Raw genomic sequence first — 26472 nt, forward strand, 5'->3', positions numbered from 1 at the left:
ACTATCATATTTCAGCGAAAAAAAAGAGCCGTTAAAAACGGCTCTTAATCATTCGATTTTTCCGATTAATTTAAGGCTTACTCACGCCCGTAGACGTTGTTCTCTTGCTCTTGAACTCGGATAAATGTTGTACGCTTAGTTAGCTCGCGAAGCTCAGCCGCGCCTACGTATGTACAGGTTGAGCGCACGCCGCCGAGGATGTCTTGAATGGTGCCGTGAACGCTGCCACGGTATGGCAATAGTACGGTTTTTCCTTCGGCTGCACGGTAACCTGCTACACCGCCAGAATGCTTGTCCATCGCGCTCTTCGATGACATGCCGTAAAATTTCATGAAGGTTTCACCATCTTTTACGATGAGTTCACCGCCTGCTTCTTCATGACCTGCCAGCATACCGCCAAGCATCACGAAATCCGCGCCGCCGCCGAAGGCTTTCGCGACATCTCCCGGACACGTACAGCCGCCGTCACCGATGATGCGACCACCAAGACCGTGCGCAGCATCCGCACATTCGATAATCGCGGACAGTTGTGGGTAACCGACACCGGTTTTTACGCGTGTCGTACACACAGAGCCTGGGCCAATGCCTACTTTAACAATGTCGGCACCCGCGAGGATAAGCTCTTCTACCATATCGCCTGTTACGACGTTACCCGCAGAAATCACTTTGTCAGGAAATGCAGCGCGCACTCTTTGCACGTACTCGACAAGGTGCTCAGAATAGCCGTTCGCGATATCGATACAGATGAAGATCAGTTCATCAGACAGTGCCATCACATCTTTGGTTTTTTGGAAATCTGCTTCCGATGTGCCGGTTGAAACCATAACATTGTTCAGCGTCGCTTTGTCGGCACTTTTCACAAACTCAGCCCAATCAGCCACAGTGTAATGTTTGTGTACTGCGGTCATCACACCATGCTCAGCCAAGGCTTTAGCCATGGCAAAACTGCCTACCGAGTCCATATTGGCGGCAATCACAGGTACGCCTGACCATTGACGACCACTATGTTTGAAAGTAAACTCGCGGGTTAAATTTACTTGAGAACGGCTTTTCAGGGTTGAACGTTTCGGGCGAAACAGGACATCTTTAAAACCTAACTTAAGTTCTTGTTCGATACGCATTGTGTAATTCCTTGATTAATTGACCATTTGTGTCTCTTAGCAGAGTGCGTAGTACCTTCGTTGGCAGACGTCAGTACATTTCGGACACAAAAAAACCGGAGCGTTGGCAGACGCTCCGGTTTTCAGCATTATAGGCCGCGTTTTTTTTCTCTCAAGACTGATATTTGACTTTTTTTTGTGTTACCCTGCCGAAGTTTTCATACCTAGACAATCCCCTCTGTAACACTCAACTCTTAAATTGCTTACCAAACAGTACGTTAGTTCTATTTTGTCAAATTACCGACATATCGCTTTTTACTGAACAATCGATTGCCCTCGCTTTAAATTGCCATAAATTAGACTTTGATCACCTTTTTGTAGGGCAAAATTCCAGCAACTCACAAGCTCCGTTTTCGAAGTCGATCAAGCTCACATCACGTATAAATAATTCACCACGCTTATCCATTCGGCGCATTTATTGCTTAACTTTAAATCTATTCTTGCATTCGGCATCCAAACTACTTGGATTTGTAGATGCGCAGTCAATGAGTGAATCTTCATGACAATCTTCATGACATAGACAGGCTATGTGATTGGGGTAAACGAAGGTAACAGACACCGCTGCAGCTTCAAGTAGGAGGAAATATTAATCCTTTCAGGGAATGAAACAGGTGGGCTATGGTACGTTTTTGCGGCTGGTTAATGGTTTTTTGTTGCTTTGCACTTCCTGCTTATGCGGGAAATAGCCCTTATTCCTTTTCGTTAAGCACAGGCTTTAGCCGTATCGATAGCCCTTCCAGTAGTGATGAAGCTTGGGTTACTCAGTTTGGGTATAACTACCAGTTTTCGCCGTTTATCGGCTTAGATCTCGGCTATTCAGGCATGATCGGCAACGGAGCCGAAATGTTAAACACGCAAAAACAGAAGATTGATGTCAAAGTTGAAGGTTTTTATTTTGGCGCTTTTTTCGAACAGCCTATCAATAACCTGACGATTCTTTACGCTCGCGGCGGGCTATCACAATTCAAAGTGAAAGAGCGCTATGAATTGGGTGCGATTGGCGATAACCGTCAATTTTCAGGAACCAATCCGTATATCGGCATCGGTACGAAAGTGCAATCGAGCATCGACAAAAGTTTGGCGCTGACTATGGAGCTCAGTTACTACCCCTTAGAGCAAGATTATTCGAGTCTTTCCTTCACCGTAGGCGGGCAATATCGTTTTTAAGCGACACTTAGACAGCATTTTTTGATAGGCTAAGGCCACGATTTGCTATTTATCACTTTCGTTTTATGAAACTCACCCTTCGCAAAAAGCTGTTAGAAAAAGTAGAAAACACGACAGAAACTCCGATGCTGATCCTTTCTGTCGTTTATGTTGTCGTCGCGTTGCTGCCTGACATTGCCGTTTTATCTCCCGATGATCTTGAGTTTCTTGATGGCTTACTCTGGATTGTGTGGGGCATTTTTGCGACAGAGCTGTTAGTCAAAATCTTCGTCAGCCCTAAACCACTGCAATATATGATGCAAAATTGGCCGGACGTACTTATCGTGGCGATGCCGTTTCTGCGTCCCCTGCGTTTCCTACGTATTTTGTTGGTGCTGCCCAAAGCGTGGAGACAAACCAAATCGGTTCTGCGCCAAAAAACCTTCAGCTTTATCGGTCTGACGAGTCTTTCTACTGTGCTGCTCTCTGCGGCGTTTGTATATCTGGTAGAGAAAGGAACCCCTAGCCCCATCAATAGCTATGCCGACGCGCTGTGGTGGGCGATGTCGACCATTACTACGGTAGGTTATGGGGATATGTACCCGGTCACAGGGTTTGGGCGTGGAGTCGCGGTATTTTTGATGCTGACAGGGATCACCCTGTTTGGTCTATTAACCGCGAGTGTGGCTTCTTTTTTTGTTGAGGATGATACGGCCAAACAAGATCATCTCTCCCTCAATCTCTTGCTTGAAAAAAACCAGCAGTTAGAAACACAGTTGAATCAATTGGTTGAAACTCAGCAACCGAGAAAGCGTTTTCATCTAGCGAGCTACCGTCGGCAGCTCGCAGAACGTGAAACAGTACGGAAAAATCAGAAACCAAAGCGTCGTCGAATAAAACTTCCGTCGCAAGACAATCGCAACGCCTAATTCAGGCGTTGCGCATGGTGTGGCGGCGAAATACCGCCACTAATGCGGCAACCGCCAAAAAGAAGCAGTAATAAGAGTAACTCACCACGCTCAATGGCGACATTTGAAAAATAGAGCCAAGCAATAACGCTTGTGCACCATAAGGCAACACTCCTTGCATGATGCACGAGAAGATATCCAGCAAGCTGGCAGAGCGCTTTGCTGTCACGCCATTGTGTTCAGCCAGCTCTTTAGCCACCCCGCCACTCACAATGATGGCAACCGTGTTGTTCGCAGTGCACACATTGGTCAGTGCCACCAAGCCTGCAATCCCCAATTCACTGGCTCGCATTTTTTGTACATCACTGTGTGAACGAGCAAATTTATCGATCATTCGGCTAATGTGGTGAGTGAGAAACGCCAATCCGCCTTGCTGTTTCATCAGTTCACCCATGCCACCAATCAGCATCGATAACAGGAAAATCTCCTGCATGTTGCCAAAACCCGCGTAAACATCTTTGGTTAATGCCGACAAGGAGTAACCGTCACTCAAACCACCGACACCCGCGGCCATTAAAATGCCCACCAGCAGTACAAGGAACACATTCAACCCCATCACGGCCAACACGAGAATGGTGAGGTAAGGCAGCACTTTTAGCCATTCAATGTCACTGGTTTGCGGTGATTGTGCCGTTTGGCTGCTGAAGGTGAACACCACAAGCGCCAACAGCGCCGCTGGCAAAGCAATGCGGATATTCTCTTTAAATTTGTCACGCATATGGCAGCCTTGTGAACGGGTTGCCGCAATGGTGGTATCCGAAATGATCGAAAGGTTATCACCAAACATGGCACCGCTCAGCACGACCCCAGCCGTTAAACCAAGATTTAAATCCGCCGCTTGGGCAATACCTAACGCCACGGGAGCAATCGCCGCAATCGTCCCCATTGAGGTGCCCATTGCTGTGGCAACAAAGGCTGAAATAACAAACAGCCCCGGCAGAATGAGACTCGCTGGCAGCAGTGCTAAACCAAGATTCACTGTGGCATCTACGCCACCAGTAGCTTTGGCGACGGCGGCAAAGGCTCCGGCAAGCAGATAAATGATGCACATCGCCATAATATCGCTGTGCCCCACACCACGTAAAAACTGCTCGATGGCTCGATTGAGCGACTCTTTGCTCAAGGCAATCGCCAAAACGACCGCTGGCAGAACAGCAACAGGGGCCGGCAGTTGATAGAACGCAAACTCAACCCCTTGCCAAGTGAGATAGCTCCCTACGCCCATAAAAAGCAGTAAGAAAACCATAAGTGGTAATAGGGCAAAGGCATTCGGTTGTTGAGGCTTTGAAGACGAAGTGTAGTGCATGCAAATATCAAATCATGGTGACGAAATTGGGCGCAAAGCCTAAAGGTAAGCCGGATGCATGTCAACAGTCTAGACGTCCAAACATCCATTTGTTGCACATTTATACCTAGTGATTTTGTGGTTTATTTTTCCCACTAATGGGTATATCTATAGGCCAGATACTCTAAGAGACAGGAATTACTATGCTCAACGTCATTTTTTTTAGTGCAAAACACTACGATATCGCCTCTTTCAGCAAATTGGTTGACCCCACCCAGCTGTCTTTGCACTTTCATGATTTCCGATTGACCGATAAAACGGCCCAGATGGCAAAAGGCTGCGAAGTGGTCTGCGCTTTTGTCAATGATGAGCTTCACGCCAGCGTATTAGAACAGCTTTACCAAGGGGGAACTCGTCTTATTGCCATGCGTTGTGCTGGCTTTGATAAAGTCGACCTTGAAGCGGCGAAGCGACTTGGAATGCAAGTCGTCAGAGTGCCAGCCTATTCGCCAGAAGCGGTGGCCGAACATACGGTGGGGATGATGCTGTGTTTGAATCGCCGCTTCCATAAAGCGTATCAGCGTACCCGTGATGCCAACTTCTCTCTTGATGGCTTGGTGGGTTTTAACTTCCACGGCAAAACGGTCGGGGTGATCGGCTCAGGCAAAATCGGGGTGGCAACCATGCGCATTTTGCAAGGGCTCGGTATGCAGATCCTCTGTTTTGATCCTTATCCCAATCCCGATGCGATTGCACTGGGTGCGCGCTATGTAGAGTTGTCCGAGCTTTTCGCGCAGAGTGATGTGATCACCCTGCACTGCCCGATGAGCAAAGAGAACTATCATTTGCTCAATGAGTCAGCGTTCGATCAGATGAAAGATGGCGTAATGATCATTAACACCAGCCGTGGGGAATTGCTTGATTCTGTGGCAGCAATTGAAGCATTGAAACGAGGCCGAATCGGCGCGCTAGGCTTGGATGTGTATGACAATGAGAAAGATCTGTTCTTCCAAGACAAGTCCAACGATGTGATCGTCGATGACGTATTCCGCCGCCTTTCTGCTTGTCATAACGTGCTGTTCACTGGTCACCAAGCCTTTTTGACCGAAGATGCACTGAACAATATTGCGCAAACTACGCTCAATAACATCCAGCTCTTTTTTGACAATCAAGCATCGGGTAATGAATTAATTCAATAACTCACGCAGATGAGGCAATAAATCGCTGGCCAGAAGTCCTCTCTGGCCATGCGATTTGGTATTGAGATCCGCAGCGCTACTGTGTAGCCAAACCCCGAGTTTTGCCGCATCCGCTAAGGGAATTTTTTGCGCTAATAGCGCCACAATAATGCCAGTAAGTACATCGCCCATCCCCCCACTGGCCATTCCAGGATTCCCCTGTAAGCAGACCGCGATCTCTTTCCCATCATCCACTAAAGTCCCCGCACCTTTGAGCACGACAACGCCTCCATAGCGTTGCTGAAGCTGGCGAATCGCCGCAAAACGATCTTGCTCCACCTCTTCCACTTCACAGCCCAATAAACGCGCCGCTTCGACGGGATGCGGTGTAATGATCCGCTGCGCATCATAGCTGGGGTTATGCGCTAGAAAATAGAGTGCATCCGCATCCCACACTTTCGGAACCTTCAAGCTACTTAAGCGCTGCATAATCTGCTGCGCTTGCGCATCTCGCCCTAATCCGGGCCCCAAAGCAAGGGCATCACACCATTCAATGCGCTCTTCAAATAAATGCTGTTTATTCCAGCTTGTGCTCATCACTTCCGGTGTAATCGTCAGCATAGCGGTAACGTTATCGGGATGGGTCATTGCCGCGCTCAGCCCAGCTCCCGAACGAGCACAAGCGGAAGCACACAAAATCAAGGCTCCGCCCATACCCTCATTGCCTCCAACGATCAAAGCTTTGCCATTTTGGCCTTTGTGAGTACAAGCTTGACGTGGCGGCAATAAACTGTGCCTTAGCTTACCATCGATGGAGACTAAGGATGGCGTATTGTGCTGGGCAAACACTTCTTCAACCCCAAGCCCGGCATAGTGTAACGTTCCAACATAACAGCGGGCTTGGCCAGTCACTAAGCCTTGTTTTAATCCAATCAAACTCACCGTATGCTGCGCTTTAATGCATGTCCCCATCACTTGACCGGTATCGGCACACAGCCCTGAAGGCACATCGACCGCCACAATCGGCTTGCCACTTTGGTTGAGTAACTCGACGAGCGGTACCACCTGCGGGCGTAACACCTCTTTTAAACCAATGCCAAACAGCGCATCAATAATCACATCCGTCGATTCGGGCACTTCAGACTGTGGAGCGTAGACCGCACCACCCAACTCTTTCCATTGCTGATAAGCACGATGGGCATCGGCTGGCAGTTTTTCAGGATCGCCTAACTGCCATACGGTAACATCAATCCCCATATGTCTGGCTAATACCGCGACAATATAACCGTCCCCACCATTATTTCCGCCACCGCAACAAATTAACCAGTGGTGGCTGGTGGGATACTGAGCAAAAGCGATGGTGAATACCGCTTGTCCTGCGCGTTCCATTAAATGAAAGAGCTCAAGACCTCGCTCACTCGCGGCATCTTGTTCGCCTTGTTTGAGCTGCTGCGTAGTATAAAAATGAGTGGGTAACGGCATAATGGTGTCCAACAGCTGACAAAACGGCCATCAGATGGCCGTTTCATATTTATTGAGAAGAAGCTTGTTGAGAAACAAGGGCTTCACTTGTTGCATCTTGAATGGATAAGAAGAGTGAATTTATCGCGCCTGTCGGTGTACGCATTGGGTTAAGCGTGACGTTTTGATACATAAATTTGGCTTGCTGAGTCACTGGGCGCACATTACGGCAATGGAACAAATAAGGGCGCTGCTGCCAAGTAATAAAACTACGGCAACCCAGATCGTACACCGGTTTGGTTTTTAACTTAAACCACTCCACAGGGATCTCTGGAAAAATCTCGAACAGAGATTTACCAATAACATCATGAGCTTGCTTACCGCTATGATGGGTCATAAACCCATTCCACACTTGCACGTTGTAGTCTCGGTTAATCACAATCAATCCCATATCGACATTCTGAACCATATCGACCATCCAATGGAATTGCTCAAACTCCGCAGGTAACGCTAGCATCAGAAGTCCTCCATTAAATAGGAAAGTTTGTTGTCCAGCAGCGGTAACGATTCATCGACAAACATAAACAGTAAATCACAACGAATCGAGGTGCCTTCAATGTTATAACTCACCTCAAAGGTCATGGTTTTCTTAAATGCCCCTTCGGTCGACTGAATCACAGAATCAATAGAGATATGCTGCCCCAATAAAACGGGCGAACTTTGGAAAAAACGCACTTCTGCTTGGTGGCCTAAACCATTTAGAAATGAGCCCACCAGAATATTAGAGACATCCATCAGCAGCTCTAACTCTTGCAAGTCTTCACTATCGACCGGCACCTTCATTAATTTTTTGAGATCCGCCACACTAGAGTCACTCAATAACACCAGTGCTTCACCAGCAATTCCTTCGCCGCTAAAACCCTGACACACCCCCGAGACTTGACTGTTTTCAGCCAAATCACGCAGTGCCATGTGTAACTCACTCACCTCAAAGATGTTCACATTAGGCAAAGGTAATTGAACAAACACATCAAAATGGCGCGCCAAGGCATCAGCGGCTCGACCAATCGACACGTTCGCGACTTCCATGTAAATATCGCGCCGTTTTAAAATCGGCAACTCAACCGAAACCGGCGTGACAATGCGTGGCTGAGTGGGTGGCTCCACCAACATTTTCAGCACATCATTGAGCACATTCTTATCGATGGGCTTTTGAATGAAGGCTTTGGCTCCGAGCGCTAACACCCGCTCTTTGGCTTTCGGTTGAATATCCCCCGATACCACCACTACAGGCGTCGTGTAGCCTTTTTTCCCCATTGCTTCTAATGTCTCGAAGCCGTCTAACTCCGGCATCGTGAGATCCAAAAACATGAGCTTAAAACTTTGCTTCTCTAAAATGTCCATCGCATCCAAACCATGTACCGCAAAGGTAATGTCTGCGTTAAGCGATGCAGGAAGCGAACGCGCCATCTGTTTGCGCGCGAGTGGAGAGTCATCACAGATGAGAACAGGGAAAGACATGCCACCACCTTATTTGTTTTATCAGTAACTAAAGTGTATACCCAAAATTCACACTACAGCTAGGTAAAAGGTGGTGGGATCGTAAATCAAATGGCGGGCCAGAAAGTCAACAGGGCAATTCGTAAGATAATGGCAAACACAATACAACTCACTCCGAGCCGATACCACTTATACTCTTCAATCGTCATTGGGATGCGTTTATAAAACATAGTCACCACCCCTTTCCAATCTTGACTGCGACGGCCGTACCGCATCACACCAGTCAAAACGAGCAAAATTCCACTAACTAGAATCAGTTTCTCAATCCAAAACAGCACAATCTCCATGATCATTTCCTCTGATTCACTTTTCCTCAGTGTAATCATTGTGCTGAGATTTGGCTGTTGTACAAAAGTCTAAGGCTTACGCTACCTTGACCTGATGGTGAGATGAACAAAGTGAGGTGATTAAGATGAGCCAAGCCAGTAAGCGTGGCGACAGTTTCAAGTCGGCGTCGAAAGAGAATAAACAATCCATCGAATCGCTACGTAAAGCAAAAAGCAGAGCTCAGTGGCTCTGCTTAATTGTTTGGTAAGTGCTGTTAATTAAAAAGCTAATGGTTAATGAGAGTGCGATTGGTGCTGTGTTGCGATAATTTTGTCTTTGAGTTTTGTTGCCAACTCACGATAGCGGAACCAGAAATAAGTCGCGACAATCGAGAAGAAGAGATAAGACAACGCAAAGACAAACGGCGAGGTCATCAGTTCATTTGAAATTCCCCACATCACGCCCACGACGGTTACAGCAACCTTAGCAAAGAAACCGCACAGGAGCAGAAAAACGGCGAGTTGTGGAAAACGCGTACTACGAAACGCAAGCCAGTAACAGCTGCCAACGGCTAAGGAAGCCACACCGAAACCGAGAATAAATGATTGGATGTGATCCGCTGATGCGATGCCACCCGATACAGAAAGCATGAGAATTAAAAACAGTTTCATGATGCACCTACCTTAAATTTCCACTAAAAGCATCCATTCATTTTTGAAAACTCATTTTTAGTTAATTTTGAACCTTCAAAAAATTATTTCAAGCTCAAAAAACATGCAGAATTTGTATCCAAATTTTAATGAAACCTATTGTTACACAATGGTTAAATACACATAGCCTGAAAATACTAGGCAAAAGAGAAGGCAAAGCATCAAAAGCAACAAAAGGAAACATTTGAAACAAAAAAGTTACATTTCAAGATTGCCAGATTTTCTCTATTCTGAGATGTAAAACCTGTTTCACAGCATCTTTACTGGTGTGCTTTATCAGCGAAAACTGACTAAAAAGGGATGGGGAAGCGGTAGACGAATACAGGGCGGGATATAGGCTCAAAAGCCTTACGCAAACACAACGAAATCCGTAAGGTTTGCGTAAGGCTCTTTGCCTTTGTACTTCATTTTACGTGAATAGCTACCTTTACCTTTTTTCGCCTTTTCCACTCGGCAGCGAAATAAGGTACTGGTGACGACGGCTTTCAAAGCATTGTCTTTCACTACACCACGCCCACACTCCGTATCCCCTACGGATGAAGTCGATACTGGTATTACTTCTGGTTTGTTTTTCATTGATAGAGCTCCATACAATTGACTGCCACATTTCGGCAGCCACGACATTTTGTACGCAATTTAAGCAGTGTCAACTCATAAATGAGCGGAACAAAGAGAAAACTTAGTTACATAGAAATGGCATTCAGTGCAAAATTTTGGACTATTTTTGTTAACGGGTTTCGACTCTGTTCAAGATTCGATTGACAAGCCAATGGTTTACTCTAGACTCGATCGCGGCTAGAAAGAGTTCTTTGTATACACATCGCTTGGTTGGATTATTCGTAACCGTCCGTGTCGTACGCAATAGCAAGCTACTTTTCCACGCTATCCGCGCCGTAATCGGCCTACGTTAAAAAATGTTTTTAGGATATTTATTATGTCTACTCCAGTTACTGGTACCGTGAAATGGTTCAACGAAACTAAAGGCTTTGGTTTCATCAAGCAAGAAAACGGTCCTGACGTTTTTGCTCACTTCAGCGCAATCCAAGGTGACGGTTTCCGCACTCTGGCTGAAGGTCAAAAAGTGGAATTCGTGATCACTCAAGGCCAGAAAGGTCCACAAGCTGAAAGCATCAAAGTTCTGTAATAGACTTGCCAAAGATTTTAATAGCCAGCCTCACTAGGCTGGCTATTTTTATGCTTCTTTTATATCGATTTTACAAAAGCTCCGATAAGAAAAGTAATATCGGCCGTTACTTATGGCTTAGATGCCCCAAAAGACAGAGACTCTTACGCCGCAAGCTGTGCATGTGGACCAAACACTTCATAATGAATTCGCGCCTTATCCACACCAAGCGCCAGTAACTGCTTGACCACATACTGCATAAAACCGATCGGACCACACAAATAGAAATCTCCATCCTCAATCGGCAGAATAAGCTCGGCTAACTGCATTTCACCTTGTAAGACATCATCTGCACTTTCATCACGGTACCACACTTGCTGCATCCATCCCTGTTGCGCAATGAGCTGCGCGGCTTCCTGAGCAAAAGTATGTTCCTTAGCAGAATTACACGCATAAAGATAAGTCACTCCAGACTTATTTTGCTTGGCTAAGGTGTGCAGGATAGCCTGCATGGGCGTCGCGCCAACACCAGCCGAAATCAGAACCACAGGCCGCTCACGCTCAACATAGAAAAAATCTCCGGCGGGAGCATAGAGTTTAACGCTATCCCCAACTTTGACGTTGTTGTGCAGATAGTGAGAAACCAGCCCTGGATTATCACTGCCCACCCCTTCGCGCTTAACCGAAATGCGATACTCACGACCATTCGATGCATGCGACAAGGAGTATTGACGAATTTCTCGATAATCACTTCCCTCTGGCGTCACTTCAATCCCAATGTATTGTCCCGGTTGATAATCCAGTACCGCACCACCATCAGCGGGTACGAGCACAAAACTGGTCACGTAAGCAGACTCTACCTGTTTCTCGCGTACAACAAAGGTTCGGCCATCACGCCATCCACCTAAAGCTTGTTTGCGCTCTAAGTAGAGTGCGCCTTCGCGGTCGATAAAAACTTGAGCCAAAAAGAAATACGCGGCGGTCCAAGCCTCTTCAACCGGTTGGGTAAAGGCATCTGGGGCTAATTCACGCAAAGTCTCCAGCAGATGATGCCCGACAATCTGATAATGCTCTGGCTGAATATTAAAACTGGTGTGTTTATGGGCGATACGCTCAACGGCACTGGTTAATGCGGCTAAATTATCGATATGCTTGGCATAAGCCGCAATCGCTTCAAACAGCGCAACACTTTGACGTCCGGTTTTCTGGTGGGTCATATTAAAAATATGCTTCAGCTCTGGATTATGGCTGAACATACGTTGGTAAAAATGTTGCGTCAGCGCAGGACCTGCAGACTCCAGCAAAGGAATGGTGCTTTTAATGATATTGATGTGTTCTTGGGTGAGCATAACTTCTCCTCGATAGGCAAAACGGTGGCTTGAGCCACTCTACACAAGCCTTCTTAATGAGCAGATTGCATGCCAAAACCTAATTTATTGAAAAATAAAAATAAGTCATTTTCTAACAGGTCAATTTAACTCTTCTCATCGTGTCGATTTGACACTACACTATCAAAAAATCCGAACCTAAGAAGCCAAGATGCAAGAATTCTCCTTGAGTACTTTGTTAGAAATGACTGTCGGGCTCGCCAGCGGAGCCAACAACGAAGAGCGTTTTCATCGCCTATTGGATGCGGTACGCAAAGCGGTGATCTGTGACTGCGTCGTTCTGATGTCTCTGCACAACGACACCTTAACTCCTCTGGCGATGCAGGGATTAACTCGCGACACCCTAGGCCGCCGTTTCGTAGTCAGTGAACATCCTAGATTGGCTCAAATTTGCAGCGCGGATTTACCCGTCCGTTTTGCGGCGGATTGCCCACTCCCCGACCCTTTTGATGGGCTGCTACTCGACAGCGAAGACGATCTGCCTATGCACTCATGTATGGGCTTACCCCTCCATTTTGGCGAGCAATTACTGGGTATATTGACGCTCGATAGCTTAAAGCCCGATGCGTTTGATCATCTCTCACCTCGTAGTTTAGAAATACTTGCGGCCATTGCGGCAGCAACGTTGAAAATGACGCTCACCTTTTCTGAGCTGGAAAACCAAGCCAAACAGACACAATTACGCCTGGAAGAGCTCAACCAAGAAGCATGGAGCCGTGACAGTGTCGAAATTATTGGTAATAGCGGCCCCATGCTCGCCATGAAAGCGGATATTGATGTGGTTGCGCCCTCGCAATTCAATATTCTGATCCACGGTGAAACCGGTGTAGGTAAGGAGCTGGTTGCTCGCACCATACACCAGCGTTCAAATCGCAAACGGCAGCCTCTGGTGTATGTCAACTGCGCCGCTATCCCTGAAAACCTGTTGGAAAGCGAACTGTTTGGCCATGTTAAAGGGGCGTTTACCGGAGCTGACCGCGCGCGAATGGGTAAGTTTGCTCTGGCGGATGGCGGCACACTGTTTCTCGATGAGATAGGTGAATTACCCCTTAGTGCGCAAAGCAAAATTCTGCGCGCACTGCAAAACCATGAAATTCAACCTGTTGGCCAAGATCGAGTACAAACCGTCGATGTGCGGATTCTAGCGGCCACCAACCGTGATTTGAAAAAAGAGGTCGAAGCTGGCCGTTTTCGAGCCGATCTCTATCACAGATTGAGCGTGTATCCGATCTACGTGCCGCCACTGCGTGAACGCAAAGGCGATCTCTCCCTACTCGCGGGATACTTCGTAGAACAAGCGCGACGTAAACTCGGTATCACTCAACTAAAGCTGCATGGCGATGTGTTAAGTCAGCTTATCCAATACCCTTGGCCGGGGAATGTGCGAGAGCTAGAGCATGTGATTAACCGCGCGGCACTCAAAGCCAAAGCACGCCAGCGGGGGCGCCCAGTCACGACATTAAAAGTTGAAGACTTAGGGGAATTACAAGGGCCAAGAGCAGCGATGGTTGAACCGACAGCGCAAGATGAACCTATGCTGGGTGAATGGATTGGTGAGTTGGGTTTACGTGACGCGACGGATGAATTTCAACGCCATTTGATCAGCGAAACCCTCACCCAAGCTGACTTTAATTGGGCAGAGGCGGCACGCCGCCTCCAGACCGACAGAGCCAACCTGACACGGCTGGCCAAACGGCTCGGCATTACTGTATCCCGCAGCCACTCAATAGAAAGGTCTCGTTAACTGGCGCTAGGCACAGGCACTATCGGCGTGGGAGTTGAGCGTGGAAACACCCGCTCATACTCCTGCATAAAATCACGCCGGATCAGTTGTTCAAGTTGGTTCGCGCGTTCGGTCGGGCAGAAAATCATCACGTGCACCACTTGCTCTCCCGTTGATGAACTGCTGATTTCAATGTGCGGCTCAGCACTGGGCAAATCCACCCCTGCATGGCGCTCAATCACCGTATTGTAGCGGCGTGCCACTTCCATAAAATGGGCAAAATGCCCTTCAATCCTTTCGTGCAATATCGGCACCAGTGGGAAAAGATTCACAAATTCGGGCACCACAATTTTGAAGTTATGGAACACATAGCGCTTCATAAAATTGAGGTTTTTCACCGGATGAGAGAAAAACATACTGTTCGGTAACGTCGCGGTTTTTCCGGTGTAGTTATACTGGCCGTGGTGTAAATCGATCTCTTGGATCACGGTCGCCATGAGGTTGTGCTCAATCACCTCGCCACACACACTCCCAACTTCAATCCAGTCCCCGATCCGAAATGAACGAGAACTCGCGCGCTGAATCGATCCGGTGAAACACAAAATGATCTCTTTTGAGGCCACCACAATCGCTACTGCAATCGCCGTCACCGAGAGTGCAAATTCGCTAATTTCCGATTGCCAAAGCATGAACAGAGCAAGCAAAGTGACCGTAAATACGCCGTTTTTGGTACGTGACATCCATTTGCGTTGCTTTTCGGTGATGAGCGCCGCATCACCACGAATATGTTCTAAAACAAGGCGGCGCACTGAAATCACGCCCAATAAAATCAACGCTGTCAGCAGCAACTTATGGGTGAGCAAAAAATCGACCGCTATGCTCAGATGTTCCATCTCTTTCTCCTACTACGGCTTAACCCGCCGCTTTATCTCGTGGTGTTGCATGTCGCGCAATTTCAACATTGAATCCCCTTGCCTGACAAGCGCTATCCCCAAACTCTTGGCTGCTCGGCAAATTTCATCATAAAAAAAGCCGCTTAATGCGGCTTTTCAAAAGAAAAACGGTTATTGTCGATAATGCAGTGCCGTTTTCTCTGCAAGTTTCATAATCACTTGTACCGCAGCTTCCATCCCTTCAATGGTGATGAACTCATGAATGCCGTGGAAATTATAGCCACCAGTGAAAATGTTTGGACAAGGCAATCCCATAAATGACAACCGCGCCCCATCCGTCCCACCACGGATAGGTTTAATTTTCGGCTCAACATCGCAAGCCACCATCGCCTGTTTGGCCAGCTCAATAATATGTGGATGCGGCTCAACCTTCTCCTTCATATTGGAGTAGCTCTGCTCGAAACTCACCTCGACACGACCTTTTTTAAGCTGCTGATTGAGCTCGGCTACTTTGGCTTGCATTAACGCTTGGCGAGCTTGTAAACCGCTCGCCTCAAAGTCACGCAAAATATATTTGAGCTCTGATTTGGCAACACTCATGGTCGCGCCAGAAAGATGGTAGAAACCTTGATAGCCTTCGGTATGCTGAGGCGTTTCGTTTTCTGGCATCATCAGAATAAACTGCGCTGCAATGTGCATAGCGTTGACCATTTTGTCTTTGGCTGTCCCCGGATGCAGATTCACTCCATGACAAACAACCGTCGCTGTGGCGGCGTTGAAGTTCTCATACTCCAGCTCTCCAATCGGGCCGCCATCGATGGTATATGCCCACTGCGCCGCAAATTTCGCCACATCAAAATGATTGGCACCGCGGCCAATCTCTTCATCTGGCGTGAATGCAATCGAGATATCGCCATGGGGAATCGAAGAATCAGCAAGCAAGATTTCCATCGCGGTGATGATTTCAGCAATCCCCGCTTTGTTATCTGCACCTAATAAGGTTGTGCCATCGGTCGTGATGAGGTTATAGCCATGCAGCAGATGCAAGTCAGGGTATTGAATGGGCGACAACACTTCATCCCCTTTACCAAGGGCAATATCACCGCCTTGATAATCTTCAACAATTTGCGGTTTAACATGCTTACCGCAAGCATCTGGAGAGGTGTCCATGTGGGCAATAAAGCCAATCGCGGGCACTGGGTAGTTCACATTCGATGGGAGTTTGGCCATCACATAGCCATGATCATCCAGCGAAACATCACTTAAGCCTAATTCAAGTAGCTCTTCATACAGCGCTTGGGCAAAGACTTTCTGACCCGTAGAGCTTGGGCAGTGATGGTTTTTCGGTTTCGATTGAGTATCAAAAGTGACATAGCGCATAAAGCGCCCAACAAGATTTTTCATAAACAAGCACTCATCATTCAAATACGCAGCGTTGATTTAACCTCGCTGAAAGGGAGCATAAGCAGTGAATTGCACCCCATACTACGTATTCTCAGCACCGATGAGTTGTTACAAATCAGTTTTTCACCGATTAATCAAAATCAGCGATACCCAAACGACTCAGCAACCAGACGGCTTAGCAAATAAAAAAGCCTATCCGATGGGATAGGCTCAATAGGTTGGTTGTTGAAGCGATTATAGCGAGATGAAAATCCCCGCTAAGCAAGCGCTCATTAGGTTGGCTAAAGTGCCAGCAATGACCGCTTTAATGCCTAGGTTCGCCACTTCCGAGCGGCGCTCAGGGGCTATCACGCCAATGGAGCCCAATTGGATCGCGATAGAGCCAATGTTGGCAAAGCCACACAATGCAAACGTGATGATGACTTGGCTATGCTCAGAAAGCAGCGCTTTATGCTCAACAAAGTCAATGAAAGCGACAAATTCGTTCATCACCACTTTCTGACCGATGTAGGAACCTGCCGCCAGCACTTCGTGACTTGGAATGCCAATCACCCATGCCAGTGGAGCAAACAGATAACCGAACATGGCTTGTAAGGTAATGCCGCTAAACCCAACCAGATCGCCCAGATTTTCAAGGCCAGTGTTGACCATAGCGATCACGCTGACGAACGCAATCAACATAGTGCCCACTGCAACGGCGACTTTCATACCATTCATTGCACCGCTAGCGAGAGCATCAATCAAGTTGCTGTCTTGCGCTTTATCCAACTCGACTTGGCTTTGATCGATTGGCACACCACGCTCAGGAACAATGATTTTCGCCATCATTAAACTGCCCGGCGCCGCCATGAAACTCGCTGCAATCAAGTATTTCAGCTCAACCCCTAAACCTGCGTAACCCCCCAGCACTGAGCCTGCTATCGATGCCATACCGCCCGCCATGACCGCAAACAGTTCGGAGCGTGTCATATTGGCAAGGAAGGGGCGCACCAAAAGTGGCGATTCGCCTTGTGATAGGAAAATATTGCCTGTCGCGACCAGTGATTCCGCCTTACTGGTGCCTAAGAAGCGTTGAATGCCACCGCCGATCAGGGCGATCACTTTTTGCATCACACCGAGGTAATAAAGGGCAGAAATCAGCGCACTGAAGAAGATGATGATAGGTAATACACGAACAGCAAAAATAAAGCCCGTATCGGCAAGATCACCAAACAGAAAGCGAATGCCGACATCGGCAAAACCGAGCAAACCAGAAACCCCATTACTCAAGCTGCTTAGCGCGGTTTGCCCCAATGGGAAATAAAGCACAAGAGCCGCAAAACCAATTTGCAACAACAAGGCTCGGGAAATGGTTTTCCAATTAATCGCACTGCGGCTTTCAGAGAGCAGATACGCGCATAAGATCAGTACCGTAACACCGATGATTCCAAACAAAATCGCCATAATTTACCTAGAAAAATGTGAGTAAAAACAGGGAAACCCATGGCTTGATCAGTGTGTAGGCAGAGGCAACCTCAAAAGGAGGGAATAAAGTTTTATTGCTCACAGGCCATCAACATCAACAGATACAAGCTGGGAAATAGCTGGTCCTGTCCTTGGGGTCATTCACATTTCCTTGTGACGGCTTGTACTGGCAGAGCAACCGGCTCTTAGCCGGGCGCAAAGTATAACGATAAAAAAATGAGTTTCATCACATTTTTTCGCGCAAACGTTTATTTCGGGTATTTTTTATCTCATCGCTCACTAGGCGTGCAGCGCTTTACAAAAATGGCTCTTTATCATGACAGTTCAAGAACTTGTTACTTATTGAATGGAACACATATCACAAAGTTGCATTCTTTTATCGATTGGTCGAAAAACAAGCTGGCATAAAAGTGCGAAGCAGCCTAGCTTTAATGCAATTTGATTATTCTGAATAACCATTACTAACAACGTCAGTGTCAACGCCTCACGTGTTTCAAAGAAGCCGTGAGGCGTTTTTTCAGCGCTATCCCCATGACTCGGAGTTGCAAGTCACGCACACCGTCACTCGCTGTACATTTAATCAGAAAGCCTATACTTTTCATCAGCACTGATTAAGGAGGAAACGATGCACAAGCTAACGATAGATCTTGTCTCAGACATCGTCTGCCCTTGGTGCGTGATTGGCTATTTTAGATTGCGCCATGCCCTCGCCCGGCTGCCAGAGGTCGATGTCACACTCAGGTGGCATCCTTATGAACTGAACCCAAGGTTAGCTATGGGCGGCGAGAACCTGCGCGAGCACCTGAATAAAAAATATGGCACCAGCCTTGAGGCGAGTCAGCAAGCACGTAAAACGCTGACTGAGCTTGGAAACGACGTGGGATTTGCGTTTCACTTTTTTGATGGAATGCGCATCTACAACACGCGCAAAGCCCACCAGTTACTGCTGTGGGCTCATCAGCAAGACAAGCAGTTGCCTCTCACCTTAGCCCTCTGGTCAGCCTACTTTCAGCAAGGCAAAGCGATAGATGAGGATAAGGTACTGCTGGAAATCGCGCAGACGGTGGGTTTAGACCGTACAGCCTGCCAACAGATCCTCGCCGATGAATCATGGGCGAACGCAGTAGCCAATACTGAGCAACAGTGGCTACAAGCAGGCATTCATGCCGTGCCGACCTTGATCATTGAGCAGAAATATTTAATCTCAGGCGCACAAACCAGCGATATTTTGCTGGATGTATTGCAGCGCCTGACCACAAAAACGGATCGCGAGCACTAAGCGCCTCTCACTTTCACTTCAACGGCTTGAGCGGAAACCTCACGTTGAGAAGCATGGCGCAGAACACAAATATTATGAATATACCCTTCCTACTTGAAGCTGCAGCGGTGTTGGCTACGTTCGTTCATCCCAATACATAGTCTATCTATGCTCATGGGGACTTACTCACTTGCCGCCTACCTGCAACTCCAAGTGGTTTGGGTATAGGACAAGCCGATAAACATCGAGCCGCAAAGCGGCTCGATGATGACGTCTGGACTAACTCGGTACCCACCTTAGTGAATAGGCGTTTCCGTTTTCGCGTAATACTGACCAAAATAGGCTTCAAGCACTTCTGGGGTCAATTTGCCTTCGGCTTCCAACTGTTTGAGTTTTTCTGCAATCGCTTTTTGCTCATCCAGACTGGGCAGTTGCGTTTCTGGCTCTTCTGCAACTTGCTGAGACATCAACTCCAGCTCTTTTTCGAAATCGTTCATCACTCTTTACCTACTTGGTTTTTACTGGCCGGAAGTGTAACGAACTCCCGGCAAGGTTTCTAGAGTTTAAAGTTGCCCACCAACTTATCTAAACGGCCAGAGAGTTCACGCAATGATTTGCTCGCATCAGCCAGCTCTTCTGCCGTTGAAGTGGTCACTTCATTAATCGCGTTAATCTCTTCGATATTTTGGTTAATGGTGTGTACAACGGTCGATTGCTCTTCGGTTGCTGTAGCGACTTGTGTGTTGCGATCTGAAATATCGTGGATTCGATCCGAAATACTCATCAGCACCTGTACTGCCTCATCAGAAGCGGCAACCCCTTGATGAGTCACCGTTTTACCCGCATCCATTGCCGATACAGCATTCTTAGCATCATTTTGCAGCTGGTTAATCATCTTCTGAATTTCTTCCGTCGAGGATGCCGTACGACTCGCTAAGTTACGCACTTCATCGGCCACCACCGCAAAACCGCGGCCTTGATCGCCAGCACGGGCGGCTTCAATCGCCGCGTTCAGTGCCAGCAAGTTGGTTTGCTCTGAAATACCGCGGATCGCATCCAAAATCGACCCAATCTCTTGAGTGGTCGACGCCAATTGCTCCACCACTTTGCCCGTGTTTTCAATATCGTGAGCTAAGCGGCTGATCGCCTCTTTGGCTTTATTGACGACATTACGCCCTTGATCCGCATTACCAGACGCTTGATTCGCCGTTTCGGCTGCGGTCGCCGCATTAGAAGCGATTTCACTGATCGTCGCCCCCATTTGGTTAATGGCGGTAACCACTTGGATCGTTTGGTCGCGCTGCTGCTGGCTATTATCGTGGGTGACTAACGCTTTGCGCGATACCCCTTCGGCAGCCACTTGCAACTCACGGCTGGTTTGGGCAACGTCTTTTATCGATTGATGGATCTTCTCAATAAAGCCATTAAAGCCTTTGGAAAGCTGAGCGATTTCATCATTGCCTTTCACTTCAATACGCTGCGAGAGATCACCATCCCCTCTGCCCAAATCGGTAAAGCGTTTGGCAATCTGATTGATCGGCATAGCGATACTGTTAGCCAGGAAAATCCCCATAAAAATAAAGATGGCAGCTACCGCCAGCGTCGTGAGCATCATACGCTGTGCTACGGCATCCAATTCCGCAAACACCTCATGCACAGGCACGGTACCGACCAAGAACCAGTCCATGCTCTCGATGTAAATGCTCGCTACCATCACTTCTTCACCTTGATAGTCCGTCGAAATCAAGTTGAAGCCGGATTTGTTCAGCAGCGCACTCGCCCCTGAACCATAAATTTGCTGCAAGCTCGATTTCACTTGCTCTTTCTGCCGATGGATTTGTACCTCACCCTGTGCATTGGTCAAAAACACAAAACCGGTGTCTTCGATTTTAAAACTGTTAAGCAGACGCACCATGTCATCCATCGACTTAGACATACCAGACATGGTATTGCCATTCACCAACTGGTAGTTGGCAAACATTTTGACTTCGCCATTCGCCTCTTGGAACATGCTGACCATGGTCGGCTTTCCTGAGCCGATAAAGCCAAAAAACCACCCGTCTTGCTGCTGATTCAGCTCGCGCAGAAAACCGTTTTGGTTCCAGTAATACGCCGTTTTTCGGTTGGCTACCGACGCATCATTCAGGCGGTATTGATCGCGTAAGTTGTTCAACTGCTTCACTAATAACGCTTCTGTTGCCGGATCTCTTTCTGTGGTAGCAATCGCTTGCTGCACAAACTCATTGCTGGCAATTTGCCGAGCAGAAGCAAGCAGTTGTAGCACTTCATGGTCAATATCGCTTTTAATCAACTTCAAAATATTGGGCAGTTCTAAATCGACTAAGCGATGCTCTAGCACCTCTCGCGCTTGGCGCTGTGCCATCACACCCACAATCAGGGTGGATGCCAGTACGGCGAGAGTGACCCCTAACACAACCTTTTGCTTAATACTCATCTGATGCAGTTTGAACATATTCTCCGCCTAATCATGGCTATCTACGAAACCTCTACATTATCGACTTAAGATCACGCCACTTAAGAAAATTCTCACAAAACCCAGATTCAAAGTTGCTATACATCACACTTTCGACTGAAAATACCCAAGTGCTGTTTATAAATCGCTGCTTAGCATTCATTAAAATAGTCGCTTTTTATGTTCAACCACATACAAATGCGCATTTTTTCAACACCCATGCTGGCTGTGGGATTTTTTGTGGAACTTTCTGGATGTTACGCAACACTAATCGCTGAGAAATCTAGGAGTAGAAGTTTTCATGTCGTTTCAATCCTTTCAAACTTTGCAGCACTACCTAAACCAACAAGTCATAGGTCAAACGGATTTAATCAACCAACTGCTGATTGCTCTGCTGGCTGATGGACATATTCTGGTGGAAGGCCCGCCGGGGCTGGCGAAAACACGTGCCGTCAAATCGCTGGCTGATTGTATTGAAGGTGATTTTCACCGCATTCAATTTACCCCTGACTTACTCCCAGCCGATCTAACCGGCAGCGATGTGTATCGTCCAGAAACGGGCGAATTTGTCTTTCAATCTGGCCCCATTTTTAATGCCTTGGTGCTGGCCGATGAGATAAACCGTGCCCCAGCGAAAGTGCAGGCGGCAATGCTCGAAGCGATGGCGGAGAAACAGATTTCTGCAGGCCGTAAAACCTATCGTTTACCTGAGCTTTTTTTGGTGATGGCTACCCAAAACCCGATTGAGCAAGAGGGGACTTATCCGCTTCCAGAAGCTCAGCTCGACCGCTTTTTACTGCATTTAGAGGTGAACTACCCCAATGCAGAAGATGAGTTGGCAATTTTGCGCCTCAACCGAGGTGAGGCAAAAGGACAACAAGCCATCAATAAACCTTTGCTAACCCAGCAGCAGGTGTTTAGTGCTCGCCAAGAGGTGCTCAATGTGCATATGGCTGAAGCGATTGAAAACTACCTCGTACGACTGGTGATGGCGACGCGCCATCCTGCCAACTACGATGCCAAACTGGCACAATGGCTGACGATGGGAGTCAGCCCACGCGCGACGATTGCGCTGGATCGCTGCGCCCGTGCTCACGCTTGGTTACAAGGACGCGATTTTGTCACGCCGGATGATGTACAAGTAATGGCATTCTCTGTGCTGCGCCATCGACTGTTGCTCAGCTATCAGGCGCAAGCGGAAGGAATTCACCCAAATAAAATCATCTCGCACCTGTTGTCACTGGTTGGTAGTGCATAAATCATGACGATGCCACACGCCCTCCCCTTACATGCCAATGGGGTGTCTTTGTGTTTGGAGGAGTTGCTCGCTTATGAGCAGCAGACCGTGCATTTTTTACCCCCAGCACGTCAAATTTGGTCACAGCGCGTCGGTCAGCATCAGAGTCGGCGTTTAGGACGTGGGATGGATTTCTCGGAAGTGCGCCAATATCAAGCGGGTGATGACATTCGTTCGATTGATTGGCGAGTCACCGCACGAACAGGTAAACCCCATACTAAGCTGTTCAGTGAAGAGCGCGAAAGAACGGTGGTGCTCTATATCGATCTCAGTCCCTCGATGCAGTTTGGCTCCTGTTTACTGCTGAAATCGGTGCAAGCGGCACATTTGGCAAGCTTGCTAAGCTGGCTTGCCGTGAAACAACAAGACCGAGTTGGCGCAGTGATTGATTTGGGGCATCGGCTGATCGAAATCAAACCCGGTAGCCGCCAGCGCGGCGTGCTTGCCATCTTAGCGGCATGCGTTGAAGCGCAGCATATTCCACCCACACAACCCACGACGCGCACACTGGCGCTGCATGATGTGCTCAGTACCCTTAACCGTTTGTGCCCAAAAGGCAGTGAAGTGGTGCTGATCAGCGATTTTGTCGATTTGGATACCGAGCAACACGCACTATCGCTGCGTCAACTCTGTCGCCATAATCGCGTGCGGCTGGTACAGATTCATGATCCTTTAGAGCAAGGAGACACCTCATTTCGTGGTATTGAGCAAGTACAAAATAACCAAGAGACGCGCTGGCTCAACTTTTCGATAAATAGTACGCGGGCAGGTATCAAAAAAGCCTTTGAAACTCAAAAAGAAAAACTAAAATCACTCTGTCTATTATTGGAAATGGACTACCGCTCAGTTTCAAGCGGGATACCTTTGCTGCAACAATTATCGGACCATAAGAAATGAAGGAATCGTCAACCACATCACTGGATCTCAACGGCCTACATCTGCCTGAACTCCCTAGCTGGTTTCCATTGGCTTGGGGATGGTGGGCAAGTTTAGCCGGCATTCTTATCGTGATGCTTATTATCGGATTGGCAGTGCGTTGGCATCGCCGTCGGCTGGCCCCTAAAAAAACCGCATTACGCCTTTTGAGTTTGACAGTGACTCCGCAAACGCCCTCTTCTGCTATTGAATTGGTTCGTCAGGCGGCACTGTGCTACTACCCTCGCGAGGAGATTGCGCATTTAACCGGTAAAGATTGGTACGCCTTTTTAGATGCCCAAGTGGGCCATCCACTCTTCGTACCCAACGAAACCTTGTGGCAGCAAGCCTTATACCAGAAACAAAAAGTGAACAATGCTGATGAGCTGGTTCACCACTGTTATCACTGGGTAGAAAGCGCCTTGCCGCCGAAAAAGCGGAGAAAATCAGGCATTGGCAAGTTTTGAGTTTATTTGGTGGTGGATGCTGTTTTTTCTACCACTGCCTTGGGTTATCTATTTTTTTACTCCAGCCCTCAAACCTCGGGCGGCGATTAAGCTGCCCTACCTTCCCAGCACATCAGGTTCACGCCCCGCGACTTGGCTTCCTCGATTACTCGCGGTTGGTGTATGGTTTTTGCTGCTCACCGCTGCGGCAAGACCCGTGTGGTACGGAGATCCTATCAGCACCAGTACGTCACATCGCGACCTAATGCTGGTGGTCGACCTCTCCTACTCGATGAGTCAAGAGGATATGCAGTCCGGCCAGCAGATGGTGGATAGGTTAACTGCCGTCAAACAGGTATTGTCTGAATTTATCGCCAAGCGCGAAGGCGATCGCATCGGACTGATCCTATTTGCCGATCACGCCTATCTGCAAACGCCTTTGACGTTGGATAGACAAACCGTCGCTAACCAGCTTAATCAAGCGGTGCTTAAACTTATCGGCACTCAAACCGCGATTGGTGAAGGGATTGGACTCGCGACCAAAACCTTTATCGACAGTAATGCGCCGCAACGCGTGATGATTTTGCTCAGTGATGGCAGCAATACCGCAGGAGTGCTTGACCCGCTTGAAGCCGCCAACATCGCCAAACAGTACCACACCACGATTTATACTGTCGGCGTCGGTGCAGGTGAAATGGTGGTCAAAGATTTTCTGTTCAGTCGTAAGGTGAATACCGCGCAAGATCTGGATGAAAAGACACTGCAAACCATCGCGACCACCACAGGTGGACACTATTTCCGCGCCCGTAATCAACAAGATTTGCAAAACATCTATGACACCATTAACCAACTGGAGCCAATTAGCCAATCCAATCAAACTTGGCGCCCACAAACCGAGTGGTTTTTCTATCCACTGGGTTTGGCACTGCTGCTCTCGGTCATTTTGGTTATCGTGAGGAGATAACATGTCATCGTTGATTTTTCTCTACCCACACTGGTTAGGGTTGTTGGTGCCTCTGTTGTTGCTCGCCGCTTGGCGAGGGCTGCGCCAAAACCAACGGGGATTGATTGCCCCTCATCTCGCGCAAGCGTTGGGGATTGAAACTCGCACGCGGCGCTCTTTTGGGGGATTATTAGCACTCAGTTGGATCGTCGCTACCCTTGCGATGGCGGGCCCAAGCTGGCAATCCGCTGAACGTCCGAGTGTGCAAAATAGCGCCGCACGTGTGTTAATTATGGATATGTCACGCTCGATGTATGCAACCGACCTAACGCCAAACCGTTTAACACAGGCGCGTTATAAGGCACTTGACCTCCTAAAAGGTTGGCAAGAAGGCAGTACGGGCTTAGTGGCTTACTCCGCTGATGCTTATGTGGTGAGCCCACTGACGAGTGACAGTGCAACGCTCGCCAATCTGCTGCCGAATCTCTCCCCAGACATCATGCCCTATCAAGGCTCAGATGCCGCTGCCGCAGTGAGTTTAGCGATCACCATGCTCCAGCAATCGGGTCATCAGCAAGGGGATCTGATTCTTATCACCGATGATATGAGTGTGACAGAACGAGAAAAATTGATCTCGTTGTTACAAGGTAGCCCATGGCGTTTGGTGACGCTTGCGATCGGCACTCCTAGCGGCGCGCCCATCCCTTTAGGTGATGGTAGCCTGCTAAAAGATCGTCAAGGCCAGACCGTGATTGCCAAAACCGCATTTGACCAATTACAGCAGCTCTCACAACGCGTTCAAGGCGTGCTGACCGCGTATCGTGCGGATGGCGCAGATGTGGCGCACATCCTCAGCCTGACTCAGCAGCCGATTGATATTGCCGAATCGACTTCTCGCCAAGCCATCACGGAGCGCGTCAATAACGGTTACTGGTTAGCATTGCCCCTCTTGATCGCCGCTTTATGCCTATTTCGCCGTGGAGTGATTTTCAGCTTACTGCTGCTTTTCGGAGTGAGTTTGCCCAACCAGCAGGCTTGGGCCTCTGCATGGTTAAATCAAGATCAGCAAGCGATGCACATGTTCAACAATGAGCAATACGCGCAAGCCGCTGAAGCCTTTCGCGACCCACGCTGGCAAGGTGCGGCTCGTTACTATGCCAAAGATTACCAAGGGGCCATTGACGCCTATTCGCAAATCGCTAACCCTGATACTGCCACGCAGTACAATCTCGCCAATGCTTATGCGCAAGCAGGAGAGTTACAGAAAGCGCAGGATTTGTACGAACAAGTTCTCAAGCAAGAGCCGAATCATCAAGATGCACGACACAATTTAGACGTGGTCAAGGCTGCACAGCAACAGCAACAGCAACAGCAACAGCAACAGCAACAGCAACAGCAACAGCAACAGCA

Annotated in this window: 25 protein-coding genes; 11 read left to right on the forward strand and 14 right to left on the reverse strand. The window is 48.1% G+C overall.

The features are described from left to right. Positions 1 to 77: 77 nt before the first annotated feature. Positions 78 to 1121, reverse strand: coding sequence for a GMP reductase (locus T411_RS0106930; protein WP_001217709.1), 1044 nt, complete (start codon positions 1119 to 1121; stop codon positions 78 to 80). A 657-nt stretch (positions 1122 to 1778) separates the two neighbouring features. Between T411_RS0106930 and T411_RS0106935 the strand changes: the two genes are divergently transcribed. Together T411_RS0106935 and T411_RS0106940 are read left to right on the forward strand one after the other, a co-directional pair. Then, the gene (locus T411_RS0106935; protein WP_000251270.1) at positions 1779 to 2327 is read left to right on the forward strand and encodes an outer membrane beta-barrel protein; all 549 of its coding nucleotides are present in this window, start codon (positions 1779 to 1781) and stop codon (positions 2325 to 2327) included. A gap of 65 nt (positions 2328 to 2392) precedes the next feature. After that, positions 2393 to 3235, forward strand: coding sequence for a potassium channel family protein (locus T411_RS0106940; protein WP_000779169.1), 843 nt, complete (start codon positions 2393 to 2395; stop codon positions 3233 to 3235). A 1-nt stretch (position 3236) separates the two neighbouring features. On the opposite strand, the gene T411_RS0106945 is transcribed toward T411_RS0106940, so the two are convergent. Further along, entirely contained in the window at positions 3237 to 4520 is a 1284-nt protein-coding gene (locus T411_RS0106945; RefSeq protein ID WP_001903321.1) for a Na+/H+ antiporter NhaC family protein, read from the reverse strand. 242 nt (positions 4521 to 4762) lie between these two features. Between T411_RS0106945 and T411_RS0106950 the strand changes: the two genes are divergently transcribed. Continuing rightward, positions 4763 to 5758 carry a 2-hydroxyacid dehydrogenase gene (locus T411_RS0106950; RefSeq protein WP_000935709.1) on the forward strand — a complete coding sequence of 332 codons (996 nt, stop codon included), beginning with the start codon at positions 4763 to 4765 and terminating at the stop codon, positions 5756 to 5758. Here T411_RS0106950 and T411_RS0106955 read toward each other — a convergent pair. From T411_RS0106955 to T411_RS0106980, 6 genes are all read right to left on the reverse strand, one after another. Continuing rightward, complete coding sequence (locus T411_RS0106955) at positions 5747 to 7219, reverse strand: bifunctional ADP-dependent NAD(P)H-hydrate dehydratase/NAD(P)H-hydrate epimerase (protein WP_001130886.1); 1473 nt, start codon at positions 7217 to 7219, stop codon at positions 5747 to 5749. The genes T411_RS0106950 and T411_RS0106955 overlap by 12 nt on opposite strands. A gap of 49 nt (positions 7220 to 7268) precedes the next feature. Then, positions 7269 to 7715 carry a PAS domain-containing protein gene (locus T411_RS0106960; RefSeq protein WP_000880547.1) on the reverse strand — a complete coding sequence of 149 codons (447 nt, stop codon included), beginning with the start codon at positions 7713 to 7715 and terminating at the stop codon, positions 7269 to 7271. Continuing rightward, on the reverse strand, positions 7715 to 8719 hold the full coding sequence (locus T411_RS0106965; RefSeq protein WP_000009674.1) for a response regulator: 1005 nt from the start codon (positions 8717 to 8719) through the stop codon (positions 7715 to 7717). The genes T411_RS0106960 and T411_RS0106965 overlap by 1 nt, the downstream gene beginning before the upstream one ends. Before the next feature lie 86 nt (positions 8720 to 8805). After that, entirely contained in the window at positions 8806 to 9045 is a 240-nt protein-coding gene (locus tag T411_RS0106970; protein WP_000407067.1) for a hypothetical protein, read from the reverse strand. Between the two features lie 273 nt (positions 9046 to 9318). Continuing rightward, complete coding sequence (locus T411_RS0106975; protein WP_000765283.1) at positions 9319 to 9696, reverse strand: hypothetical protein; 378 nt, start codon at positions 9694 to 9696, stop codon at positions 9319 to 9321. 387 nt (positions 9697 to 10083) lie between these two features. Further along, positions 10084 to 10311, reverse strand: coding sequence for an alternative ribosome-rescue factor A (locus T411_RS0106980; protein WP_000792012.1), 228 nt, complete (start codon positions 10309 to 10311; stop codon positions 10084 to 10086). 358 nt (positions 10312 to 10669) lie between these two features. Between T411_RS0106980 and T411_RS0106985 the strand changes: the two genes are divergently transcribed. Beyond that, positions 10670 to 10879, forward strand: coding sequence for a cold-shock protein (locus T411_RS0106985; RefSeq protein WP_000106983.1), 210 nt, complete (start codon positions 10670 to 10672; stop codon positions 10877 to 10879). A gap of 143 nt (positions 10880 to 11022) precedes the next feature. Here T411_RS0106985 and hmpA read toward each other — a convergent pair whose 3' ends face one another. Beyond that, positions 11023 to 12207 carry an NO-inducible flavohemoprotein gene (gene hmpA, locus T411_RS0106990; protein ID WP_000957477.1) on the reverse strand — a complete coding sequence of 395 codons (1185 nt, stop codon included), beginning with the start codon at positions 12205 to 12207 and terminating at the stop codon, positions 11023 to 11025. A gap of 190 nt (positions 12208 to 12397) precedes the next feature. On the opposite strand from hmpA, the gene norR reads away from it, so the two are divergent. After that, positions 12398 to 13990: a nitric oxide reductase transcriptional regulator NorR gene (gene norR, locus T411_RS0106995; protein WP_001155015.1), complete on the forward strand. Its 1593-nt coding sequence runs from the start codon at positions 12398 to 12400 to the stop codon at positions 13988 to 13990. Here the strand turns inward: norR and T411_RS0107000 are convergent. The 3 genes from T411_RS0107000 to T411_RS0107010 all read right to left on the reverse strand — a co-directional run bounded on the left by T411_RS0107000 (position 13987) and on the right by T411_RS0107010 (position 17709). Further along, positions 13987 to 14862, reverse strand: a complete 876-nt coding sequence (locus tag T411_RS0107000; protein ID WP_000400692.1) for a mechanosensitive ion channel family protein — start codon at positions 14860 to 14862, stop codon at positions 13987 to 13989. The two genes, norR and T411_RS0107000, sit on opposite strands and share 4 nt — an antisense overlap. Positions 14863 to 15033: 171 nt before the next feature. After that, positions 15034 to 16266, reverse strand: coding sequence for a peptidase T (pepT, locus tag T411_RS0107005; RefSeq protein WP_000793867.1), 1233 nt, complete (start codon positions 16264 to 16266; stop codon positions 15034 to 15036). A 234-nt stretch (positions 16267 to 16500) separates the two neighbouring features. Continuing rightward, positions 16501 to 17709 carry a NupC/NupG family nucleoside CNT transporter gene (locus tag T411_RS0107010; RefSeq protein ID WP_000986001.1) on the reverse strand — a complete coding sequence of 403 codons (1209 nt, stop codon included), beginning with the start codon at positions 17707 to 17709 and terminating at the stop codon, positions 16501 to 16503. Positions 17710 to 18355: 646 nt separating this feature from the next. Here T411_RS0107010 and T411_RS0107015 point away from each other — a divergent pair. Next, the gene (locus tag T411_RS0107015) at positions 18356 to 19009 is read left to right on the forward strand and encodes a DsbA family oxidoreductase (RefSeq protein WP_001889939.1); all 654 of its coding nucleotides are present in this window, start codon (positions 18356 to 18358) and stop codon (positions 19007 to 19009) included. 275 nt (positions 19010 to 19284) lie between these two features. Here T411_RS0107015 and T411_RS0107020 read toward each other — a convergent pair whose 3' ends face one another. After that, positions 19285 to 19485: a chromosome segregation ATPase gene (locus T411_RS0107020; RefSeq protein WP_000997601.1), complete on the reverse strand. Its 201-nt coding sequence runs from the start codon at positions 19483 to 19485 to the stop codon at positions 19285 to 19287. A gap of 59 nt (positions 19486 to 19544) precedes the next feature. Then, the gene (locus tag T411_RS0107025; RefSeq protein WP_000475390.1) at positions 19545 to 21461 is read right to left on the reverse strand and encodes a methyl-accepting chemotaxis protein; all 1917 of its coding nucleotides are present in this window, start codon (positions 21459 to 21461) and stop codon (positions 19545 to 19547) included. Positions 21462 to 21762: 301 nt separating this feature from the next. Here T411_RS0107025 and T411_RS0107030 point away from each other — a divergent pair, with 301 nt between their 5' ends. The 5 genes from T411_RS0107030 to T411_RS01000000119145 form a co-directional block, all read left to right on the forward strand. Next, entirely contained in the window at positions 21763 to 22719 is a 957-nt protein-coding gene (locus T411_RS0107030) for an AAA family ATPase (protein WP_000009944.1), read from the forward strand. A gap of 3 nt (positions 22720 to 22722) precedes the next feature. Continuing rightward, positions 22723 to 23655 carry a DUF58 domain-containing protein gene (locus T411_RS0107035; protein ID WP_000178608.1) on the forward strand — a complete coding sequence of 311 codons (933 nt, stop codon included), beginning with the start codon at positions 22723 to 22725 and terminating at the stop codon, positions 23653 to 23655. Continuing rightward, on the forward strand, positions 23652 to 24140 hold the full coding sequence (locus T411_RS0107040; protein ID WP_000665196.1) for a DUF4381 domain-containing protein: 489 nt from the start codon (positions 23652 to 23654) through the stop codon (positions 24138 to 24140). Before T411_RS0107035 ends, T411_RS0107040 begins: the two co-directional genes overlap by 4 nt. A 16-nt stretch (positions 24141 to 24156) precedes the next feature. Continuing rightward, the gene (locus T411_RS0107045; protein ID WP_000896028.1) at positions 24157 to 25083 is read left to right on the forward strand and encodes a vWA domain-containing protein; all 927 of its coding nucleotides are present in this window, start codon (positions 24157 to 24159) and stop codon (positions 25081 to 25083) included. 1 nt (position 25084) lies between these two features. Continuing rightward, on the forward strand, positions 25085 to 26472 hold a 1388-nt coding region (locus tag T411_RS01000000119145), incomplete at its 3' end, for a vWA domain-containing protein (RefSeq protein WP_428837382.1).

It is taken from the genome of Vibrio cholerae ATCC 14035 (assembly GCF_000621645.1).
GTDB lineage: Bacteria > Pseudomonadota > Gammaproteobacteria > Enterobacterales > Vibrionaceae > Vibrio > Vibrio cholerae.

Excerpts from the sequence above, each read along its gene's own strand:
- T411_RS0106930 (WP_001217709.1), bottom strand. The coding sequence starts at position 1,121 with ATGCGTATCGAACAAGAACTTAAGTTAGGTTTTAAAGATGTCCTGTTT.
- T411_RS0106935 (WP_000251270.1), top strand. The coding sequence starts at position 1,779 with ATGGTACGTTTTTGCGGCTGGTTAATGGTTTTTTGTTGCTTTGCACTT.
- T411_RS0106940 (WP_000779169.1), top strand. The coding sequence starts at position 2,393 with ATGAAACTCACCCTTCGCAAAAAGCTGTTAGAAAAAGTAGAAAACACG.
- T411_RS0106945 (WP_001903321.1), bottom strand. The coding sequence starts at position 4,520 with ATGGTTTTCTTACTGCTTTTTATGGGCGTAGGGAGCTATCTCACTTGG.
- T411_RS0106950 (WP_000935709.1), top strand. The coding sequence starts at position 4,763 with ATGCTCAACGTCATTTTTTTTAGTGCAAAACACTACGATATCGCCTCT.
- T411_RS0106955 (WP_001130886.1), bottom strand. The coding sequence starts at position 7,219 with ATGCCGTTACCCACTCATTTTTATACTACGCAGCAGCTCAAACAAGGC.
- T411_RS0106960 (WP_000880547.1), bottom strand. The coding sequence starts at position 7,715 with ATGCTAGCGTTACCTGCGGAGTTTGAGCAATTCCATTGGATGGTCGAT.
- T411_RS0106965 (WP_000009674.1), bottom strand. The coding sequence starts at position 8,719 with ATGTCTTTCCCTGTTCTCATCTGTGATGACTCTCCACTCGCGCGCAAA.
- T411_RS0106970 (WP_000407067.1), bottom strand. The coding sequence starts at position 9,045 with ATGGAGATTGTGCTGTTTTGGATTGAGAAACTGATTCTAGTTAGTGGA.
- T411_RS0106975 (WP_000765283.1), bottom strand. The coding sequence starts at position 9,696 with ATGAAACTGTTTTTAATTCTCATGCTTTCTGTATCGGGTGGCATCGCA.
- T411_RS0106980 (WP_000792012.1), bottom strand. The coding sequence starts at position 10,311 with ATGAAAAACAAACCAGAAGTAATACCAGTATCGACTTCATCCGTAGGG.
- T411_RS0106985 (WP_000106983.1), top strand. The coding sequence starts at position 10,670 with ATGTCTACTCCAGTTACTGGTACCGTGAAATGGTTCAACGAAACTAAA.
- hmpA (WP_000957477.1), bottom strand. The coding sequence starts at position 12,207 with ATGCTCACCCAAGAACACATCAATATCATTAAAAGCACCATTCCTTTG.
- norR (WP_001155015.1), top strand. The coding sequence starts at position 12,398 with ATGCAAGAATTCTCCTTGAGTACTTTGTTAGAAATGACTGTCGGGCTC.
- T411_RS0107000 (WP_000400692.1), bottom strand. The coding sequence starts at position 14,862 with ATGGAACATCTGAGCATAGCGGTCGATTTTTTGCTCACCCATAAGTTG.
- pepT (WP_000793867.1), bottom strand. The coding sequence starts at position 16,266 with ATGAAAAATCTTGTTGGGCGCTTTATGCGCTATGTCACTTTTGATACT.
- T411_RS0107010 (WP_000986001.1), bottom strand. The coding sequence starts at position 17,709 with ATGGCGATTTTGTTTGGAATCATCGGTGTTACGGTACTGATCTTATGC.
- T411_RS0107015 (WP_001889939.1), top strand. The coding sequence starts at position 18,356 with ATGCACAAGCTAACGATAGATCTTGTCTCAGACATCGTCTGCCCTTGG.
- T411_RS0107020 (WP_000997601.1), bottom strand. The coding sequence starts at position 19,485 with ATGAACGATTTCGAAAAAGAGCTGGAGTTGATGTCTCAGCAAGTTGCA.
- T411_RS0107025 (WP_000475390.1), bottom strand. The coding sequence starts at position 21,461 with ATGTTCAAACTGCATCAGATGAGTATTAAGCAAAAGGTTGTGTTAGGG.
- T411_RS0107030 (WP_000009944.1), top strand. The coding sequence starts at position 21,763 with ATGTCGTTTCAATCCTTTCAAACTTTGCAGCACTACCTAAACCAACAA.
- T411_RS0107035 (WP_000178608.1), top strand. The coding sequence starts at position 22,723 with ATGACGATGCCACACGCCCTCCCCTTACATGCCAATGGGGTGTCTTTG.
- T411_RS0107040 (WP_000665196.1), top strand. The coding sequence starts at position 23,652 with ATGAAGGAATCGTCAACCACATCACTGGATCTCAACGGCCTACATCTG.
- T411_RS0107045 (WP_000896028.1), top strand. The coding sequence starts at position 24,157 with ATGCTGTTTTTTCTACCACTGCCTTGGGTTATCTATTTTTTTACTCCA.